This is a genomic window from Pseudomonas sp. Pdm06 (assembly GCF_014851795.1).
In the GTDB taxonomy this organism is placed as follows: domain Bacteria; phylum Pseudomonadota; class Gammaproteobacteria; order Pseudomonadales; family Pseudomonadaceae; genus Aquipseudomonas; species Aquipseudomonas fluorescens_AA.
Window position 1 is genome coordinate 78414 of record NZ_JACVAH010000018.1, and the last position, 19324, is coordinate 97737.

Sequence of the window (19324 nt, forward strand, 5' to 3'; positions counted from 1 at the left end):
CATGAAACGCTCACCGCTATTCACTCTGCTTTCAGGTCTGGGGGTTGCCGCGCTGATGATCCTGACCGCCGCACTGGCCGCCTGGATCGGCCGCACTGCGCTGGGTAGTTTCGAGACCTGGCAGCAGGCACTCGAATCCGTACGGCCTAATCTCCGATGGTGGCGTGCCCTGCTCTACGGCGCTATCTCTGCTCTCTGGTGGGATCTGCTTCGGCGCTACCGCCATCGACCAGAGGATCGACTGCGCGTGAAACGCATCGGGACACTAGGGCTCGTGTTCTTTGCCTGCGTCGAACTCACCCGACTGTGAGGTCACCACCATGCTCATGAGCACCAACAGCTACCTGGAGTTTTACCTCTCCCTGCTGGCCTGGATCATCAACAACCGCCTCTGGAGTGTCCTGTCCGACACTGGGCTATTCGCCGCGCCCTTTGGTGCAATCATCTTGCAAGAATGGTTGTCGGCCCGTCAGCAAGGCGCGGATGAAGGTAACAAGGGATTGCTCTCGGTACCGCGGATCGAGAACCGGTTGTGGCTGGCCTACATCGTCGTGTTATTCGGTTGCGCGCCGGTCTTTCCGTTGAGCCTCACGTCAATGGCGTTCGATGATGCGACGAGTCAGCGCTGCGGCGTGAGCGTGGCTAAGCCAGCGGAAACCGCCTGGGGGACGACCTTCAATACCATTGGCGAACGCTCCGCCAACGTACCGATCTGGTGGTTTTTGGTGCATGCCTTGAGCAAAGGCATCACCGCGGCGGCCACCGCCTCCATCCCTTGCGCACCGGATATTCGACAAATACGCATGGAGATTGACACATCGCGCATCGACAGCCAGGTACTGCTGCAGGAAGCCGCCGACTTCACTCGCGACTGCTATGGCTATTCCCGTTCTCGGCTGTTCACTAACCGCCCACAGTTGGATAAGGCACAAAGTCATGACGCCTCTTGGATAGGCTCAAGCTATTTTCTCGACACGCCCGGCTACTACGATACGGATCGTTCACGCACACCGCGCGTCGACTGGCCCTATGATGAAAACCGCGATGTCTCCTTGCCTCGGTTAGAGAATGGCGCGGGCTACCCCACCTGCAAGCAGTGGTGGAGCGACAGCGGTGTCGGCTTGCGCGGGCGCTTGATCGAGCAGGTCGATCCTTCGCTGCTGACTCAGTTGAAAGGCTGGTTGACTGGCCGCTCAAGCAACGAGATCGAAGACGCTACCTTGCGCGAACTGGTCAGCCCGCGCCAACAATCAATGTCCATGTCGCCAGGACAGGTCTACCAGGACTATGGCTCCAGTGCCCGCGGTGGGTCGATCAATCAGGGGCTCAATAACCTGGCGACCAACACTGGGCTGGCCCTCGGTTCCTTCAGCAACTTCCCGGCGATGAATGCGCTACGCGCCGCCCTGCCGATGGTGCAGGCTTTCTTGATCATGGGTGTCATCATCAGCTTGCCGCTGATCCTGCTGGTCAGTACCTACCAACTGAAGACTGTCATGACGGTGACGTTCGCACTGTTCACGCTGCACATGCTCACCTTCTGGTGGGAGTTGGCCCGCTGGGTCGACTCCAGCATGCTCGATACCTTGTACAACCAGGTGTCGGCGTCCAATCAGGTGCTGTTGTCGCTGCCGACATCCGGATTTATGGATGGAACGGTCACGGCGCAGGTGATTGAGTATGTGATGGGGGCAATGTTCATCGTACTGCCTATGCTGTTCCTTGGAGCTATGAGCTGGACAGGATATGCAGTAGGAAACGGGATTCAAGGCATGTTGGCGAACGGCAGCAAAGCAGCAAGTGATTCAGCAAGCAAAGGTACGGATCAAATAGTGGGGGCGGCTAGCCGCTCAATTAGATGATTTGCTGTCGCCGATGTAATGCCCGTTGTCGTCGAAGTCACCGATGTAGAGGTCGGCACCAAGGTAGTCTGGCCCGGGTGCCGCCTCTTTAATATCCGCATCAATGGCAGCTTTGGACACCAGAAGACCAATTACAGCAACCATCGTCACCACAGAAGCGACCAGCCAGAAACCGATAAAGAGCAATCCAAGGACGAATGCCAGCTTCGTAACCAGAAAGCTCCCGCGAACCAATAGCCCACCGGCGGGCATACCCGCCGCCGCACGTTTAGCCACACGAGATTCAAACCCTTTCAACTTGCGATAACCACGTTTTGCCGACGTACCGCATGCGTATGCCCAGCGATGCGCGCGGGAAATTTGAACTGGCTGTTGAGCCTGCATGATTGCGCCCTCTTCCGAGCGTATTTCTGTGGTAATCGAGATTACAGACTACTACTGAAAACCGCCCATGCTTAACCGTTTATCAGCTTGCTCGGTCGAAAAACTCTTCACTGGAAGACAGAAGACGCAGCTCGTGCACCAGCGCCTCTATGGCCGTTGACCCATCCATATTATCCAGCTACATAGAGGATACGGATCGCTGTTATCGGCAGCACCTTCCCAGGTAGCCAGAGCCTTCAAAGCTACGTCACTCCGGTGATGGCTCCCCCCAAGTGCGATTAGCGTTCGGTGGCTCGCACGGTCATCGTTTTAGTTTTATACGGTGATGAACGCCTACTGCCCTTCTGAGCGCTTTTCGAGCTCTGCTCGCCCCAAAACCTTTTGTTTTTTCTTCAACCCACCGCGGGAAATTCTTTCCCGCACGGGACAGGTTTCTTCGCGCCTTCAACGGAGGTACACCATGTCCGATTTACTCACATCAGAAACGCTGAACACGCTGCGCTTGTCCGTTGTGTTTACCCCAGACGCGTGGCAACACGCAGTATTGCTCGATGATTCAAATCATCCTGAAAAGCTGCAGCTCGATAGGCTGAGCAACGTGGTACGCGCAGCCTTCAAAGCTCACCTGGCCGATCCAAACGCACCCTACGTGGTGTTCGAGATAGCCAAGTTCGGCTCAGTTAGTGATGCAGAACATGAACCATTGCTGCGACTGAGCCTCAGCCTGCTTCAGGCATCAGACCAACCTAACGCCTTACTGATAGCGCTTGCGGAAGAGCAGCAACGCTGAACGCAAACGGCCATACCCGGCCACTGATTCAACTCAGGCTATACGCAGTCCTGTACCAATCCAATCAACACCCACCGGGGAACCCTCCCCGACGGGCAAGGCGTTCCTCCGATTTTTCGAGGGAAATGCCATGCGCAATATCTACCAAGACGTGACAGACAAGATCGTTACCGCGTTAGACCAAGGCGTAGCGCCCTGGATCAAACCCTGGTCCTCAAGTGGCTCATCTGACGTCGGTCATCACCAACCCTACCCCATAAACGCCATCACCCAGCGTCCCTATTCGGGCATCAATTTACCATTGCTCTGGGCCGAGGCCAGGTTGCGGGGGTTCACTCAAGATCGCTGGTTGACCTTCAATCAAGCCAAAAAAGCCGGCGGGCACATCCGCAAGGGTGAACACAGCACCCTAGCAGTGCTCTACAAACCGATGGAGCGCGAGGAACAGACCGAATCAGGCCAACCCGTACTCGATGAAAACGGTCAGCCCAAGGTTGCTCATTTCGGGATTCTCAGGACGCATTTTCTGTTCAACATCGAGCAAACGGAGGGGCTCGAAACGCTCAACGAAACGGTGCTCGAGACGGAATCGAGCGATCCCTTCTTCCCCAACAGGGCTGCCGAAAGCCTGTTGCTAAGTTCGGACGCGAATATCATTCATCGATTTGCCGACGAAGCCTTTTACCACCCGATCAGGGATCTCATTCAATTGCCGACAAAATCGCAATTCCACGATCAAGGTGGATACTACGCCACGGCGCTTCACGAGCTGACGCACTGGACCGGACACCACTCTCGATTGCAGCGCGAAGGCGTGACCTCTCCGTGTCCATTTGGCTCGCCAGGCTATGCATTTGAAGAGTTGATCGCCGAAATGGGTGCTGCTTTTTTATGTGCTTATGCCGGCATTCAGGGAGAGCTGAGGCACGAGGGCTACATCGATTCCTGGCTCGGCCTGCTCAAGGCTGACAATCGCGCGATTTTCCGCGCCAGTGGCCAGGCCCGATGCGCTTCGGAGTATGTGCTCAACCTGGAGCAGCAACGGAAGCAGACGGGAATGGATGACTCGCGATGCATGAACGACGGAGCTTGATCGTCACCTCACCGCTGCACATGCTTCACAGGGTCCAACGCGAGTTGGACCTTTTTTTGTGCTCAGAAAAATCCCCATACCGCTGGGCGCTGCCCCGAAGAACATGAGCAATTCCATAACCGCAGAACGCCGTTACGTATCCAGATTCTCAGCCAGGTAATCCACCAAATCGAGCGGACTCCGACTGTCGATCACCTTGTAGATCAGATCGCGTTTGCTGCGCGGAAGCTTCTTGACCACGCTCTTCGCCGAGGCCCTAACGGCTTCGTCTGCTCCATGGATACGTGCCGCGAGCAGCAGTATGAGCGTGGCGTCAGTGAGGTTCATGGTAAGACCCAATAAAATTCGCACCGCAGTGTACCGACACTTTCCTTTTTCGTACCAGCATGCGTATCCAACAAAACGGCGCCAGGACATATCGATATTCCGATTGCCGCACAAAGGGAAACGCGTCAAAAGGACCGGTAAGGGTTGGAAGGGAATGGGGAGTCAAGGGTAAGAGCCCTATCCGAAAAGGCTAAAAGGCCACTGACCCAGCCACTTCCCGGAGGTCACGATGTTCAGTCTTTATCGCCACAAAAGGCGGAAGCCCTCTCCGCCACCGACCGTCAACGTCGCCGAAGGTTACCTGCCCATCGAGTCGGCTCACAGCTTGCTAGCAGCGGAGCACCGCCGTCAGTTGCTCGATCGCATCTGGCAGTACACCGCCCTCTCCCACGCGCAGTTCATCCAGCTCTATCTAAATCCGATCCATCGCTACGCTGAACAGGTCCAGCAACTCCCGGCCAGCGAGACACACCACCATGCGTATCTCGGTGGCATGCTCGACCATGGCCTGGAGCTGGTCGCTTGCAGTTTGAAACTGCGCCAATCCTATCTGCTTCCCACTGGCTACGCGCCCGAAGACCAGGCCGCCCAGACCGACGCCTGGTCAGCCGGCATCGCCTACGGCGCCCTGCTGCATGATATCGGCAAGATCGCTGTGGACCTGCTGGTCGAACGCCAGGATGGTCGTGTTTGGCATCCTTGGCAGGGCTCCCTGGATCAGCCCTACCGTTTTCGTTACATCAAGGGTCGTGACTACCACCTGCACAGCGCCGCTGCAGGTTTGCTCTACACCCAAATTCTCGACCGCCCAATCCTCGATTGGCTCAGTGGATTTCCGCCACTGTGGGCAAGTCTGCTGTATGTCCTCGCGGGCCAGTACGAACGTGCCGGCGTGCTCGGTGAGTTGGTGATGCAGGCCGACCGTGTTTCCACCGCACAGAACATCGGTGGTAACCCGAGCAAGGCGCTGCAAGCACCAACTCACTCGCTACAACACCATTTGATAAGCGGACTGCGTTATCTGGTTCAACACGAGCTGAAACTCAACCAGCCGGGTGCCGCCGGATGGCTGACCCGGGATGCCCTGTGGCTGGTCAGCAAGACGGTCACGGATAAGCTGCGAGCTTATCTCCTGTCGCAATCGATTGAAGGCATTCCCTCATCCAACCTCGCGGTGTTCGACGAGCTGCAGTCACATGGATTGGTTGAGTCCACGCCGGAAGGCAAAGCCATCTGGACCGCACTTGTGGCACAAGGAAATTGGCAGCAGAGTTTCACCTTTCTTCGCCTTCAGCCGGTGTTGATTTGGGGGAATGAAGACCGGCCTGAGGCTTTCAGCGGAACGGTGAACATTGCAGCACATGACCACCCAACTGACGCTCCGGTATCACTATCAGCGCCCAAGGCAGGCGGAACAGGATCGCACCAAAGCCAATCGCAGCCAGATCCCATGGCGATGGAGGATGCTGACTACCTCGGAACGCTGCTGGATATGTTCGAAATGGGAGAACCCGAGCCGAGTGAAACGTCGTCAGAAAATGTTCTCGAAGTCTCAAGCCCACCGTCGGATGACCCAGGCCAGGTCTTCCTGAATTGGGTCAAGGAAGGCATCCAGAATCAGAAGCTGATCATCAATGACAGCAAGGCCAAAATCCACACGGTGTGTGGCAGCGTAATTCTGGTCACACCTGGCCTCTTCCAACGCTACGCGCAGGAGTTTCCTGGTATCTCACAGGGGGCCGATCAAGAAATTGAAGAATGGCGCTGGGTGCAGAAGCAGTTCGAAAAACTGAAGGTCCACAGGAAACGAGAAGATGGCTTGAACATCTGGATCTGTCAGGTCGAAGGTCCTCGGAAGAAAGCAAATCTTAAAGGTTATTTGCTCGAAACTCCGGAGTTGCTATTCAACATTGTGCCAGCCGATAATCCTTTTCTTAAAATCGTAAATGCTTAAGTTTCCATAGTAATCTATTGGATCCTACGACATTCTGCACCGCGAGTATTAGGACTGCCGAACTTATGGCCGGCCACAATACTGTGACGCAACTGCAGTTTGAGAGCCAGCACACTACAGCCTACACCGACGCGGTGAAATTATGACAGCGTGCCCCGGTTTGACAGAGGGTCGGCCAGGGCGGGCTCGGTCTCTCTTCGCCCCCTTTCTATCTCATCCCTGAACCCGCAGATGATCACTAGTAAGGATGTTTGTCCACGCAGTTCTGAAGTCTCTCAACGCCTGGTTCGATGCTGGCTTCCCATGGAAAATCTTGGTGAGCTAGGCTCGTGCCAAGCTCACAGCCAAAAGCGCGCATTCGCACCGAAGGAACTGTCAAACACAAATGACTTTGTATTTGATGACGGTATGGCTACAGAAGAGCTCACCTTAAGCGATCCATTGAGTCTCCTGTTTTGCTCTCACCAAACCGAGCTGGGTGGAAAAAACAAGTCTCAGATGGATAGGCGTTCTTCTGGCAGAGATTCATACCGAATCACACCTCGTGCCCATAGATCGCCTTTGTGAGCGGCCCTCCGGATGGATGAAGGCGAGATCACGAGCCACTTCCCAATTTTCGGCTTAACCAAAGGCCTCCCCATTCGGGCGTGACAGGCCGCAAGGAACGGCTCCATCTTTTCGATGATATGCGGTGCAAGCTGGGCTACCTCCGACGATGCATAGCTGGCTTCGGGTGCATAGGTCAGTCCTTTCGGAAAAGCGTACGCTGTATCCCAAAATACTGCCGGCATTTCGCACGCTAAGAAACCTGCACCCGCAGGTAGGTAGTACGTACCCAAGTCGATAATCGAGCCATCGAGTTCCACCCAATAATGAGAATGCTCGCCGGACTCAGATGCATACCCGTGAACGAAGCCCCTTCGCTGATCCTGCGAAACCACAAAGGCTGAAAATCTACCCCCCAGCACCTCTGGGCTATGTCCCAGCGACTGCAAGAGACTGTGCACACCAAAAGATGCGTACAAGCATCGTTTGTAGTAGTCATCGGGAAACTGGGCCTTCAAGCATCTATCAACTACACAGAGAACGCGCTCAACAACCGTAGCATCGACCAAAGCAAGCTCCTTCTCAGATTTGGTGCTTGAAGATAAATATAGTGGCCATTACATGACATAACATGACTAAAATCCACCCCGGCACCTGATGGATCGCCTTGCGCTGGAACGCCTAATTACCACGCCCAGCGCAACATGCGACGTCAGGGCCGTCTATATACCTCTCTCAGCGGTAGCAGGCGACTGATGAGACTCTCTGCAGGTAAGCTATATGGATGAGCAGGTTGCGCTGAAGTTGATCGCCGAGAAGGCCTATGACGTCGGGTACTCCGCCAAACTTCACTTCTCCACCTACGACATTGTGGAGAAAGCTCCAGGCTGGATCGGCCTGATCTCCCTGGTGATTGGCGTGCTAGCGCTCTACATCGATTTCTTGGCGGCAAAACACATCTCGGCGCTCATTACGGTGATCGGCATCTGCAGCCTCTACATCACCTATTATGGCGATACCAAAGAGCAGTATTTCCAGGCTGGGAACAAGCTGACGCAGTTGCTGGATCAGCTGAAGAGCATGTCTGCCCGGTGCAAATCCAACCACCAGTTCACCTCCGCCGATCAAGCCGAACTAGATCAAATCACCACCGATTTCCGCTCAGCCTGTCAGAGGAAGCACATCCTGTTCTCGGGCTGGCTTGCTCACAAGAAATTCTTCTGGGATCAACAGGTCGACTGGATCGCTGAGCACCGTGAGTTTTCGTTTTTCAGGGACAAGATCCCGTTTTCAGTTTACGCGCTAATCGTGGTGATTCTGATCGCTTTTGCCGGCGGGTCATGGCTTGCAGCGCATCCAGATCTTCTGCTCTCCCTAAAGGACGTCTGCACCCATGAGTAAAGAGCTTTTCGAGCAGTTTCGTAGAAACCTGGCGGTTAAGAATGCCGACGAGATCTCCAAAAGCTACCGGCAGATCACCGAGAAGCTGAACGGGAAATACTACGATAGCACCTCAGACATCCTCCACTGCCGCCAGGTAGGTTCGTACGGTCGCCATACCGCCGTCCACGGCGTAAGCGATCTGGACATGGCATTCGTGCTGCCGTGGTCGGAGTATGATCGCTTTCAGCGTTACGAAAACAACAAACAGTCGGCATTGCTCGGTGAGATACGCCTCGCCCTGAAGGAGCGCTTTCCGAACCATGAGGTCAGGGCTCAGCAGCAGGTAGTGTCGATCAACTTCACGGACTACGTGGTCGAGGTGCTACCTGCATTCGAGCATGAGGATGGCAGCTACACCTATCCGGATGCGAATGACGGAGGCAGCTGGGAAACCTGCAACCCGGTCGCTGAAATCGATGAGATCAACACGCTAAACCAGGCCAAAAACCATAACCTCAAGCGTCTGTGCAAAATGGTGCGGGCCTGGAAGAACGACCATGGCGTGCCGCTAAAAGGGATGATGATCGACACCCTCTGCTACCAATTCCTCAAGAGCACCGCGGACTACGACGCCAAGTCCTATTCCGCTTACGGCGAAATGACTCGGGATTTCTTCGCATACCTGGTGGATATTGACGAGGTCAAGGAGCAATGGCGTGCTCCTGGAAGCGGCTCGATCATCACGAAGTCAGGTAACTTCCACCCCAAAGCCAAGAAGGCCCTGAGGCGTTTACAGGAGGCTTTGGACGATGCTGAGGTAGCCCATGAGCGATGGAGTACCGTCTTTGGCGAACATTTCCCAGAGTATGTCGAGCAGGAAAAGAAGCAGGCAATAGCGGAAAATCGGGTCAAAAATGGCGAACAGTTCATTGGCCGCAAATTCAGTCTCGACATCCAGTACACCCTTCGTATCGATTGTTCGGTCAAAAATGAGGGTGACCGGCTTCGCAACCTCATGTCACGCGTTATTACCTACCGGATCCCGAAACAGCGTGAGCTGACATTCTGGGTAGCCGAGATCGATGTGCCGCCACCTTATAAAATCTACTGGAAGGTGAAGAATCTCGGCCCGGAGGCCATCGAGCGGAACATGATTCGCGGGGAAATCCGTATCGACAGCGGCCACCATCAAATCACCGAGCACTCCACCTTCCAAGGCGATCATTACGTGGAATGCTATGCGGTGAAAGACAACGTGTGCGTTGCCCGCAGCCGAATCATCGTGCCGATATGAGTACTGTCGAAGTGTTTCAGGAGATAGTCCGCACTTACGCAACTTTTTGCGACGAAGCTACAAAGCATCGGTAAAAAACAATGCCATACGCTATAGGCGAGGGAGGCAGCTTTGAAGCAATATGCAGCGAATAGCGTCGACGAGTTAAACCAGCTCATTGGGAGCTTCGGTGAGGATATTTTGTTTCGTGGCCAGACCTCCCATTACGGTGAGGTGGGAGCCCCCTCCATAGGAACGTCCTTCGACAGGAAGGGGTGCATACCGAGCGAAATGCTCAAGTGGTGTCGCTACTCCCAAGGCGTGTTGGATGCCTACATCGCCCAGCACCGATCAGACTTTGCCTACCAGCAGGCCCTCCTTCAGCACTACGGGTGGCATTCGTTTTACGTCGATTGCACTTCAAGTGCAGCCGTAGCTGCATGGTTCGCCAGCCACAAATACAGTGAAGCAACCACGCTGGAGCTGTGCGAGGACTGTGACGAGGTGGCGGTGATGGTCAGAAAGCGCATGGCCCGCTATGCACCTGTGATCGGCACTGGCCATCTGTATGTGCTCAGTAAGCAGGCCGCTAATCATGTAGGCCTGGTCAACTTGGCTACGTTGACGGTTGAGGGCTACAGGCCGCGCACCGTGGCTCAGTCAGCTTGGCTTCTCGGCCCTCTGCACAATCCGATTCCACAGAATTGCTATCTCGCACAAATCACTGTCCCGAGCGACGTTCTGCAGGCGTATGCCGCTGCCCGTGGCTTAACCGACACGAACACGCTCTTTCCCTCTCCCGCAGACGATCCGATCTTAAGATCACTGCTGGGCTTACCGTGGGAGGAGATCAAGTTTGAAGCAAGCCTCAAAAATCTGCCTGCGTTCAAGCGAGCACTGGAGCTTCCGGAATACCATCCAAGCTCAGTGAAAATCGCAAGTGCGCAAACGGCGTTCTATCGTGGTGCAAGGATTCTGGATACCCAGGGTTCGATTGATGGTAACCCTCACAGTGGAATCTTCGTCGAAATCCCGGACATGGTGCTCTATGGCTCAGCCGACCCGAGCACCCCCCTTCGCTTCCCTGAGATCGAGAAGCTAATCAACGAGAATGGCACGATAGCATTCGAAGCAGACACGTTGATCAAGCATCCAACCCTCGATCACCTGACGCTCTACCAGAAGGGCGTCGGCGTCATACCTCGCGGGCCCGACCTATTTGAGGTTTGTGAACTCACCGTCAACCGTAACCGTCCGGTCAAGTCATCTACCCAGCCCTGCAAAGCCAAGACATGGTGTGCACTTAAATTTAAGTGGACACCAGTTCTAGCCTTTTAAGCGGGTATTTCATGCAGCCGACACGCCGTACCTATTCCAAGTCCTTCAAAGCCCAAGTCATTCAAGAGTGTGCCCAGCCCGGTGCTTCGATTGCCAGCGTCGCACTCAGCCATAATCTCAACGCAAACCTCGTCCACAAATGGATTCGTCTGCAATCTCAGAAAAGCACAGCGCTGCAACCTGCATTTATTCCATTACCCGTGTCGCTGGCTGGGGCAAAATCCCACCCATCATCATCGAATATCTGCGTTGAAATACAGCACACGCGCGGCACCGTAAAAGTGAGCTGGCCCACTGAAAATGCTGCTGCCTGCGCGACCTTTCTTCGAGACCTTCTGCGATGATTCGCATCGACTCCATCTGGCTCGCCACCGAACCGATGGACATGCGCGCAGGCACCGAAACGGCGCTAGCCAAGGTGATCGCGGTGTTCGGTGCGGCGCAGCCGCACTGCGCTTATCTGTTCGCCAACCGCCGCGCCAATCGCATGAAAGTGCTGGTGCATGACGGCTTCGGAATATGGCTGGCGGCGCGCCGGTTAAACCAAGGCAAGTTTGACTGGCCTGGCATTCGCCATGGTTCTGAGATGGAGTTGGATACCGAGCAACTTCAAGCCTTGGTGCTGGGGCTGCCATGGCAGCGCGCAGGTGCTGGAGGCTCGATCACACTGCTTTAACGGCGGCCATTAGCCTATCGATCTATCGTCGCGAATTGACTGCTCTGGCAAAATCGCCCCCATGACTTCGCTACCCAATCTCGATCACCTGACCCCTGAACAACTGCGCGCCTTGGCGGCGCAGTTGATTCAGCGTGTCGAGACGCTCGACCAACAAGTTGAGACGATGGGCAAGAAGATCAACCGTGATCAAACGCTGATCGAGAAACTGACCCACGAAATCGCCCAGCTCAAGCGTTTGAAATTTGCCAAACGCAGCGAGCAAATGAATCCCGAGCAGGCCAGCCTGCTCGATGACCTGATCGATACCGATATCGCAGCGATTGAAGCAGAGCTTCAAAGCTTGCAGGCAGTGATAACTCCGTCTGAGAAAAAGCAGAAGCCCAAGCGCACCGCATTACCGGTTGAGTTTCCACGCACGCTGATCCATCACGAACCGGACAACACTTACTGCCCATGTGGCTGTGCCCTCAAGCGCATCGGCGAGGATGTCAGCGAGAAGCTGGACTACACGCCCGGCGTATTTACCGTTGAACGCCATATACGTGGCAAATGGGTCTGCGATGACTGCGAAACGCTGACCCAGGCGCCCGTACCGGCGCAGGTTATTGACAAAGGCATACCGACTGCGGGCCTGCTGGCCCACGTCATGATCGCCAAGTTTGCCGACCACCTGCCGCTTTACCGTCAGGAATCGATCTTCGGTCGAGCGGGCCTGGCGATTCCACGCTCAACCCTGGCTCAATGGGTTGGTGTAACTGGGGTTCAGTTGCAGCCGCTGGTCGATGCGCTGCGCGACGTGGTGCTCGGGCAGCAGGTTATTCATGCCGATGAAACACCCGTGCAAATGCTCATGCCGGGAACGAAGAAGACTCACCGCTCCTATGTGTGGGCCTACGCCACCAGCCAATTCTGCGAAACAGCGGCAGTCGTTTACGACTTCAGCCCCAGCCGCGCCGGTGAGCATGCTCGCAACTTCCTGCAAGACTGGAAGGGCAAACTGGTCTGCGATGATTTTGGTGGTTACAAGGCCAGCTTCGAACTTGGCGTGACCGAGATCGGCTGCATGGCCCATGCACGGCGCCAGTTCTTCGAACTGCACGCTACGAATAAAAGCACGCTCGCCGAGCAAGCCCTGCGCTATATCCAGTTGTTGTACGAAATCGAAAGAGAAGTCAGAGACCTAGAGCCGGATTTACGGCGCCGAATACGGCAAGAAAAAGCCGTCCCAGTGATGAATATGCTGCATGCCTGGATGATCGCCCAGCGTGGCCTCGTGCCCGAAGGATCGGCCATCAGCAGAACACTCGATTACAGCCTGAAACGCTGGGCAGCGCTGTCGCGCTACCTGGATGACGGGGCAGTACCCATAGACAACAATTGGGCAGAGAACCAGATCCGGCCATGGGCTCTTGGACGCAAGAACTGGCTCTTTGCTGGATCACTACGCAGTGGACAACGGGCGGCGGCAATCATGAGCTTGATCCAGTCTGCGCGCATGAACGGGCATGATCCGTATACTTACCTGAAGGACGTTTTGACTCGTCTGCCCACGCAGCGGGCAAGTGACGCTACCAACTTGTTACCACATCGTTGGGCGCCCGTTTAATCACAAACTACTCAAGGAGAAAGCTGTGGACTTACGGATAGAGATACATGAGACGCCTCAAGAGGCGGATTACCAAGCGATTTTGGCACCGTTGCGCGAATACAACCAAGCACAAACGGGGCTCATCGGAACTGAAAAACTTGCGATCTTAATCAAGGATGACGCGGGGGCTACGCAAGGTGGGCTATACGCAAAAATTTCTGGGCAGTGGTTATTTGTTGAGTTGCTGGTAGTACCTGAAGTCGCCCGAGGGCAAGGGTTGGGCGCAAAGTTGATGAACAAGGCGGAAGCTCTGGCGCGTGAGAAAGGCTGTCAAGGTATCTGGCTGGACACATTCTCTTTTCAAGCTCCGGACTTTTACCTCCGGCTCGGCTTCAGCATATTTGGAGAACTTAAAGATTACCCGGTCGTTGGATACAACCGGTTTTTTATGCAGAAAAGATTTGATCTCAACAAGCATAACGCTAGTAATACTCAGCCTTGAGGCAATAACAGCAAAAACCCAAGCAAGGTGTATTACCCGGACGCTTACGATGTTCTTACACGCCTGCCTACACAGCGGGCGAGCGAGATTACTGAGCTTCTGCCGCATAAGTGGACGTCCCCCTAATCGCTGAGCGTATTACCGAACACCTTCCTCTTTTGCCAAATAGAGTAATGCAATGGAACGTGAAAAAATCGATGCAGCATTAAAGGAGCATGTCATCCCTATCCTTCGCAGCATGGGGTTTAAGGGATCGCCTCCCCATTTTCGCCGCAATACAGGACAGCAAATTGATCTGATCACGTTTCAATTTGATAGGCATGGAGGGGGATTTGCCATTGAGGTAGCTGTTAGCCCCGCAGAGGGAGTGACTATGTCTTGGGGTGAACAGATCCCGCCAACAAAAGTGGTCGCGGCACACCTGCATCCGAATAAGCGTATCCGTTTAGGGGCGGTTATGGGAGGCGATCACTGGTTCAGATATGACAATAAAGGAAACAGTACTACTCGGTTCGCAGATACGGCCCGCGAGGTTCAGCCTTACCTGAGCGGCGAAGCATCTGATCACTGGGCCAAAGGCCCCCTCCCGGACACCAAAAGCTCATAAATGCTCCACCGCAACCGTCAACAGGGGCGTCTTGCTCGCGCCATCGGCCTAAGATGATTCCGTCAAGACGTGTCTACCGGACGGTTACCGTCAACCACCCAGGGCTCCGACTGAGCGGCGCCGGCTTCATCACGGGCTGGACATATCGGAGGCAGGCAAGCGGAGTGTGGACACGGGAAGCTCAGACCACAGATTGCTCATGCGGCAATCCCATCGTCCATGCACAGCACATCAGCGCACTGCACATCGCCGAAGAGTTCCTGAAAGATCCCAAAGGCTTCGATTGACGAAGCTCGCGCACTCAGCCGTGCCGATCACTTAGGAGCACGGACGGCTAGCCTCGACGAATGTCGAGATGAATCTCGACTCATCGCTGTAACCGACTCACTACGCTATCCTGATCGAACTCGCAGCCGCTTCCAAGATCCTCAATCAGATGGGTTTGAGGTTCATCTTGGCTTCAAAAATCAGCAGATCGCTTTCCTCGTTGTTGATCATCATGTTGACTAGGCGAGGGCTCACTTCGATCTCGCCGCCAAGCGTCGCACGCACAGTTTCGGGGTACCGTTCGAGCATCAGATCCGCTAGGCCATGGCTGTAGCCATCGCGGATGAGCTTGATCTTCGTGTCATCCGCAGTACCGTATTTGATGAGTTTGTAGAAGCCTGGATCCAGGGCACCTACCCCATTCAGCACCTCGACGAACTTGAAAATCTTGTTGTCGAAGAAATCGTCCTCGTCCTTGAGACGGACGATTGCCAGGTTAATACGCTCGCCGTCATCCTTTTGGGAGATTCTTACCCAGTTCTCGTACTTGCTGTCGCGATATTTGGTATCACCCCATTTACCCACGAATACGTGATCGCTATGGCTAGTCTCGACCAGCTTTTTCCAGTACGCGAGCGTCTGTCGGATCGTCTGCTTGACGCTGAGTTTCTTCAGCTTCCAATCCAGGATCATGGCGTAGAAATTCCGGGCAGGCTCTTGCTTGAGACGCACCAGGTCGCTGTACTCTCGGCTGTCGTCGAAGTGATCGACGAACGATTTGGAGATCGCAAGCATCAGCCTGTCAACGGTATTGATGACGCCGTTCGCCTCGATGCCTCGTCTGATCTTCCGTTCAATAGCCTCCTCCTCTGAGAACACGTCAATTTCACTGACACTGTTCGCGATGAGGAGCTTGCCCACCTGAGTGGTAACGTACCGACACTCTCGATCTTTAACCACGCCAGGATGCAGATTCTCAAGACGAGCCACGGCGTCGTCGTAGAGAACCGACACCTTCCCATCGATGATCTTGGTGGCTTCAAGCAGAACGTTGCTGACAGTGTCCTTGACCACCTTTGAGACGTTGACGGATTTATCGTAGAAAGTCTCAAGCGCTGCATTGTCGCGTGTGTAGCCATTTACGCCCAACAGGTAGATGCTGGACTCCAGCTTTCTCAACGCAGCCTTAGCTCCAGGCGCAAAGACCTCACTGAACCGGTTGACGCGTCCGACCAGGTTCTTGAATTGAGATGGCGTCAGCTTTTGCTTCCCTTTGAAAAAATCAAAAACGAAGAGTCGTTCGATCGGCAGGTTCACCCCTTCCAGAAGCGTGGAGTTGCAGACCAGAAACCTCATCTGCTTGGAGCTACTGAAGAGGTTCTCCAAGTAAAGACGGATGGTGTCAGGGATCGAACCATGGTGGTACATAACCCCTTTGCGCAGGCAGCCGATCAGTTTGTAGCGTCGGTCAAAAAGCTCTCCTAGCTCGGCACAGGCCGTCTGGATCAGCGGACAATCTACGGGCGGCAGCACGGCTGCCAGTTCAACCGCAAATGACTCAATGCTTTTCTTCCTGTTGCCGTAAACGATGTTTTTGGACAGTGCTTCGCCTTTGATGAGCTCGAAGCAGTTGGCATACCTCCGATCGAACTCCATCCAGTCATTCAGGAAATGGTCATAGAGCTTGAGCTTCGTCTGGCCCCTCCCTGCCCTAAAATCCCTGATGTAGAAGCGCTCAGACTTGATGTACTCGTCGATCTTGAATCCGCTCGGGATCATGTCCAGGAAGCGCACACGGACGTTGAGTTCATCGCATAGGAAGGGAGTCAGGAACTTGAATGATGTTTCCGGATTACGAGCCCCCAGGATGCACAGCATGGCAGCCAGTAACTCACTTCTGCGGTCGCTCTGCAGCAGGTTGTGGGCCTCGTCGACGAAGACCATATCGAAGCTCAGCCCGGCGTTCTCGTTCAAGAGCCTGTTGAGCCGCTCCTGGGTCAGGACAAATGCCCTGTTCTTTCGCTCAACCGAATACATCTCGGGGTGGGTCACCACCTTGCCCAACCCCTCAATGTCCGCGTAGATCAACCGTTTTTTCGTCTGGGCCAGCAGAGCCTTAGAAGGCACGAGGATCAGGATCCGCTGCCCTGGATTTTCCCTCACCGATTGGATGATGAGCTCAGATTTACCGTAACTGGTCGGAGCAACCACGACTGACGACTTACGGTACTCCGACTGAACGAATGTCCGCAGGGCATCTTGTTGCTCAGTCAGCACGATGCCTTGATCACGGAAGGTATCGATGTAGCTGCCCACGATGTTTCGGATGAACGACTCGCTGCGGTGATCATCCTCCGGAAAGTAGCTGCTGATTACTGCTGAGACAGGGTGCAGACCACTGTTGAGTGCTACATCGTACAGCGCCTGGTACTGACCCGAAGCGTTACCGTAAAACAGGATAATGCGGTAGCCGAGACGCCGAATTTCGAGGCTCTTGTGGTTAAGGAGCAGCACGGCGATCGCCAAAAGTTTCACAATCTCTGTGTTACCCAGTTCGTCTCCCTTGAGGAGTTGGAAATACAGATCCTTGAACTTGGTGTTGCCCAGTTTCCTGATAGTCAGCTCTTCCATGCTACTGCTCCGCCTCCTGCCTCAAAAACTCTTCCAGCTTTTCCATGGTGCCTTTGTGGAGGGACAGCACCCACACCGTTTTGAACACAGCTTCAGCTACCAGCTTGGTGGTGAAATTTGACACAGTATTTTCGGCGATAGCCTGGGACACTTCGCTGAACAGGGCAGAGACCAGAAACACATTGTTGTCCGAAGCACTCGCCCCGTCTTCTTCAGCCAAATCACCTTCCATCTCCAAGATCTCAATAACCGAGTCCCGGTAATTAGCTTTGTTGTGGATCGCATTTTTCGCAGCATTGATCGCGTTGAGCCAGTGATTGAGCTCCGGCTCAGCCAAACGCCTCTTGAGGTCATCCCGAGCCAAACGCAATTGCGCACTTGTGGCCGAGCAAGAAGTCTTGTCTGCCCCTCTGCCGCCCGACTTGACCTCGGTGATCCAGACGTTGTTGGTTGAGGTCTCGTATAGGAGGAGATCGAAGCCCTTCCGGATACTCTTCTCTTCCATATTGAAGAACGGGGAGACCACATCGAAGTTGGGGAAGAGCTTCAGAATGATGACGTGAGACAGGAGCTCACCCAGCATACCAATCCGGGTTTCCCAAGTTTTCTTGGAATAGCGCTCGTTCCAGAAGTGCTTAATCGTCGCAGGGTATTTGTAGATCGCCCTGTCCTTGCTGGCCTGATCAGCACCATGGCAGATACGGGTGAGGTTTTCCCTCAGCGCGAGCTTAAGCTCATCAGAAAAATTCTCGACACAACACAGCGCATACTGGTCTACCTGCTTGAAGCTCACGCCATCCATAACACTTCCTACAAACACTAAACCGCAGAATCCTCTTGCGGTTGCTGCGCGCGATCAATGATCCCGCCCTGAATAAGGGTAGGCACCAGCTGAGCAGCCGTGCGCGCGAGTGAGATCTAGTCAGGGATGACCGATAGCGGCACTGTGCCAGCGTTACCGCAAGTTAGCGTGATTGACGGGACCGGTAAACAAGATCGGAGACTATTTTTGGTGCAAATCGTCGGAGTTTGCGTAACAGCTGTATAAATATCCAATTGTTCGTAGGTCAATCAGCGTCGGACTGAAAGATACGCAGCACTGTAGACAGCCCCATCCAACGCCGCTGGTCATTCCCGACTGAGAGGTAGGCAGCGTGAGCCACTCCCCCGCACTTATGAACTACTGAAAGCCATCTGAATCCATCTGGCTCTGTCGGAAATCGCCACTCGCGAACCTGATGCACTGGGGCAAAATTGGGGGCACATTTGAATTTTTTCCGCCTGAAAATACCTTCCTAGAGCCAAGTCAAAATGTTTTTCGGATATAACGACCTTGACTGTATTTACAGGCTTGGGATTCATCAAGCTTTCCGACGGGCTCAGCATCAACCTCAATCACGTAAGGACGGCATCCATAGCTCTAGCAATTAGGTTAATGCGTGTGATCGCGGCCCGAGCTTCCATCACCAGGAAGTTGATAGCCCCCATCGAAAAGAACCTCCGCCGTGGGAAGCATGTGCTATCCGATGACTCTACCGGAGTCTGAGCGACTGTCCGGATCACCTCACCAGCAATAGAAAGCTCCGCGCTCCCTACAGCCGTAACCCTAAGCTTGCCTTGCGGAATGTCCAGATAGGCAACCCACTGATGAATGTCTTCGCATCTTCAGACTCTCGAACGCCATCTGAGACGGCATACCGAGATCCACGATATCCGTGGGAGTAAATGTGGGAGTAATTTTCAGATATGAAAAAGCCGAACTGATTAGAGTTCGGCTAAGTCATTGAATTAAATGGTCGGGACGGAGTGATTCGAACACTCGACCTCTAGCACCCCATGCGAGGGGTAGATTAATTCCATGTTTATCCGCCGGCCGTATCTGCCGAACGCATAAAAAACCCGGCACGAAGCCGGGTGATTACCCGCCCCTCAAAAACACAGCCCCCAAATGAGAGGGATGGAGAGCTGATAAGAGAACGCGGGAACGGAATATTGCCAAATGGTGTCTTCCTGCGCAATAGAATCCTCTAGCCGACCAACTCCGAAACATCAGGCGACGTGTGTAGTCCACGCATTCAGGAGTAGCGCTAGATGACCCCA

17 protein-coding genes are annotated in these 19324 nt (G+C 54.4%); 13 read left to right on the plus strand and 4 right to left on the minus strand.

The features are described 5' to 3' along the window. The first annotated feature begins 1 nt into the window (after position 1). Together IB266_RS25370 and IB266_RS25375 are read left to right on the plus strand one after the other, a co-directional pair. Positions 2-310, plus strand: coding sequence for a hypothetical protein (locus tag IB266_RS25370; RefSeq protein WP_060738079.1), 309 nt, complete (start codon positions 2-4; stop codon positions 308-310). A 10-nt stretch (positions 311-320) separates the two neighbouring features. Then, a complete protein-coding gene (locus tag IB266_RS25375; RefSeq protein ID WP_192263162.1) occupies positions 321-1862 on the plus strand; it encodes a conjugal transfer protein TraG N-terminal domain-containing protein in 1542 nt (513 codons plus the stop codon). Here the strand turns inward: IB266_RS25375 and IB266_RS25380 are convergent. Beyond that, the gene (locus IB266_RS25380) at positions 1851-2246 is read right to left on the minus strand and encodes a hypothetical protein (protein ID WP_060738081.1); all 396 of its coding nucleotides are present in this window, start codon (positions 2244-2246) and stop codon (positions 1851-1853) included. The genes IB266_RS25375 and IB266_RS25380 overlap by 12 nt on opposite strands. A 460-nt stretch (positions 2247-2706) precedes the next feature. Between IB266_RS25380 and IB266_RS25385 the strand changes: the two genes are divergently transcribed. Both IB266_RS25385 and IB266_RS25390 read left to right on the plus strand, forming a co-directional pair. Further along, positions 2707-3036: a hypothetical protein gene (locus tag IB266_RS25385; RefSeq protein WP_060738082.1), complete on the plus strand. Its 330-nt coding sequence runs from the start codon at positions 2707-2709 to the stop codon at positions 3034-3036. A 130-nt stretch (positions 3037-3166) separates the two neighbouring features. Further along, positions 3167-4129: an ArdC family protein gene (locus IB266_RS25390; protein ID WP_060738083.1), complete on the plus strand. Its 963-nt coding sequence runs from the start codon at positions 3167-3169 to the stop codon at positions 4127-4129. A 132-nt stretch (positions 4130-4261) separates the two neighbouring features. Here the strand turns inward: IB266_RS25390 and IB266_RS25395 are convergent, their stop codons facing one another. Continuing rightward, positions 4262-4456 carry a hypothetical protein gene (locus IB266_RS25395; RefSeq protein WP_060743038.1) on the minus strand — a complete coding sequence of 65 codons (195 nt, stop codon included), beginning with the start codon at positions 4454-4456 and terminating at the stop codon, positions 4262-4264. Between the two features lie 229 nt (positions 4457-4685). On the opposite strand from IB266_RS25395, the gene mobH reads away from it, so the two are divergent. The 9 genes from mobH (at position 4686) to IB266_RS25440 (ending at position 14326) form a co-directional block, all read left to right on the plus strand. Further along, positions 4686-6410: a MobH family relaxase gene (gene mobH, locus IB266_RS25400; RefSeq protein WP_192263178.1), complete on the plus strand. Its 1725-nt coding sequence runs from the start codon at positions 4686-4688 to the stop codon at positions 6408-6410. Between the two features lie 1326 nt (positions 6411-7736). Then, positions 7737-8357, plus strand: coding sequence for an SLATT domain-containing protein (locus IB266_RS25405; RefSeq protein WP_047703588.1), 621 nt, complete (start codon positions 7737-7739; stop codon positions 8355-8357). Then, a complete protein-coding gene (locus tag IB266_RS25410) occupies positions 8350-9633 on the plus strand; it encodes an SMODS domain-containing nucleotidyltransferase (protein WP_060738085.1) in 1284 nt (427 codons plus the stop codon). The genes IB266_RS25405 and IB266_RS25410 overlap by 8 nt, the downstream gene beginning before the upstream one ends. Before the next feature lie 111 nt (positions 9634-9744). Then, a complete protein-coding gene (locus IB266_RS25415) occupies positions 9745-10950 on the plus strand; it encodes an FRG domain-containing protein (RefSeq protein ID WP_225613651.1) in 1206 nt (401 codons plus the stop codon). A gap of 11 nt (positions 10951-10961) precedes the next feature. Then, entirely contained in the window at positions 10962-11294 is a 333-nt protein-coding gene (gene tnpA / locus IB266_RS25420; RefSeq protein WP_192263179.1) for an IS66-like element accessory protein TnpA, read from the plus strand. Continuing rightward, positions 11291-11626: an IS66 family insertion sequence element accessory protein TnpB gene (gene tnpB / locus IB266_RS25425; protein ID WP_192263180.1), complete on the plus strand. Its 336-nt coding sequence runs from the start codon at positions 11291-11293 to the stop codon at positions 11624-11626. Before tnpA ends, tnpB begins: the two co-directional genes overlap by 4 nt. Positions 11627-11687: 61 nt before the next feature. Beyond that, the gene (gene tnpC, locus IB266_RS25430) at positions 11688-13235 is read left to right on the plus strand and encodes an IS66 family transposase (RefSeq protein WP_192263181.1); all 1548 of its coding nucleotides are present in this window, start codon (positions 11688-11690) and stop codon (positions 13233-13235) included. A gap of 25 nt (positions 13236-13260) precedes the next feature. Continuing rightward, a complete protein-coding gene (locus IB266_RS25435) occupies positions 13261-13719 on the plus strand; it encodes a GNAT family N-acetyltransferase (protein WP_192263182.1) in 459 nt (152 codons plus the stop codon). A 178-nt stretch (positions 13720-13897) separates the two neighbouring features. Further along, positions 13898-14326: a DUF4304 domain-containing protein gene (locus IB266_RS25440; RefSeq protein WP_130903563.1), complete on the plus strand. Its 429-nt coding sequence runs from the start codon at positions 13898-13900 to the stop codon at positions 14324-14326. 432 nt (positions 14327-14758) lie between these two features. On the opposite strand, the gene IB266_RS25445 is transcribed toward IB266_RS25440, so the two are convergent. Together IB266_RS25445 and IB266_RS25450 are read right to left on the minus strand one after the other, a co-directional pair. Then, positions 14759-17224 carry a DEAD/DEAH box helicase gene (locus IB266_RS25445; protein ID WP_060738087.1) on the minus strand — a complete coding sequence of 822 codons (2466 nt, stop codon included), beginning with the start codon at positions 17222-17224 and terminating at the stop codon, positions 14759-14761. A gap of 1 nt (position 17225) precedes the next feature. Then, positions 17226-18026, minus strand: coding sequence for a hypothetical protein (locus IB266_RS25450; RefSeq protein ID WP_032875176.1), 801 nt, complete (start codon positions 18024-18026; stop codon positions 17226-17228). Positions 18027-19324: the final 1298 nt, after the last annotated feature.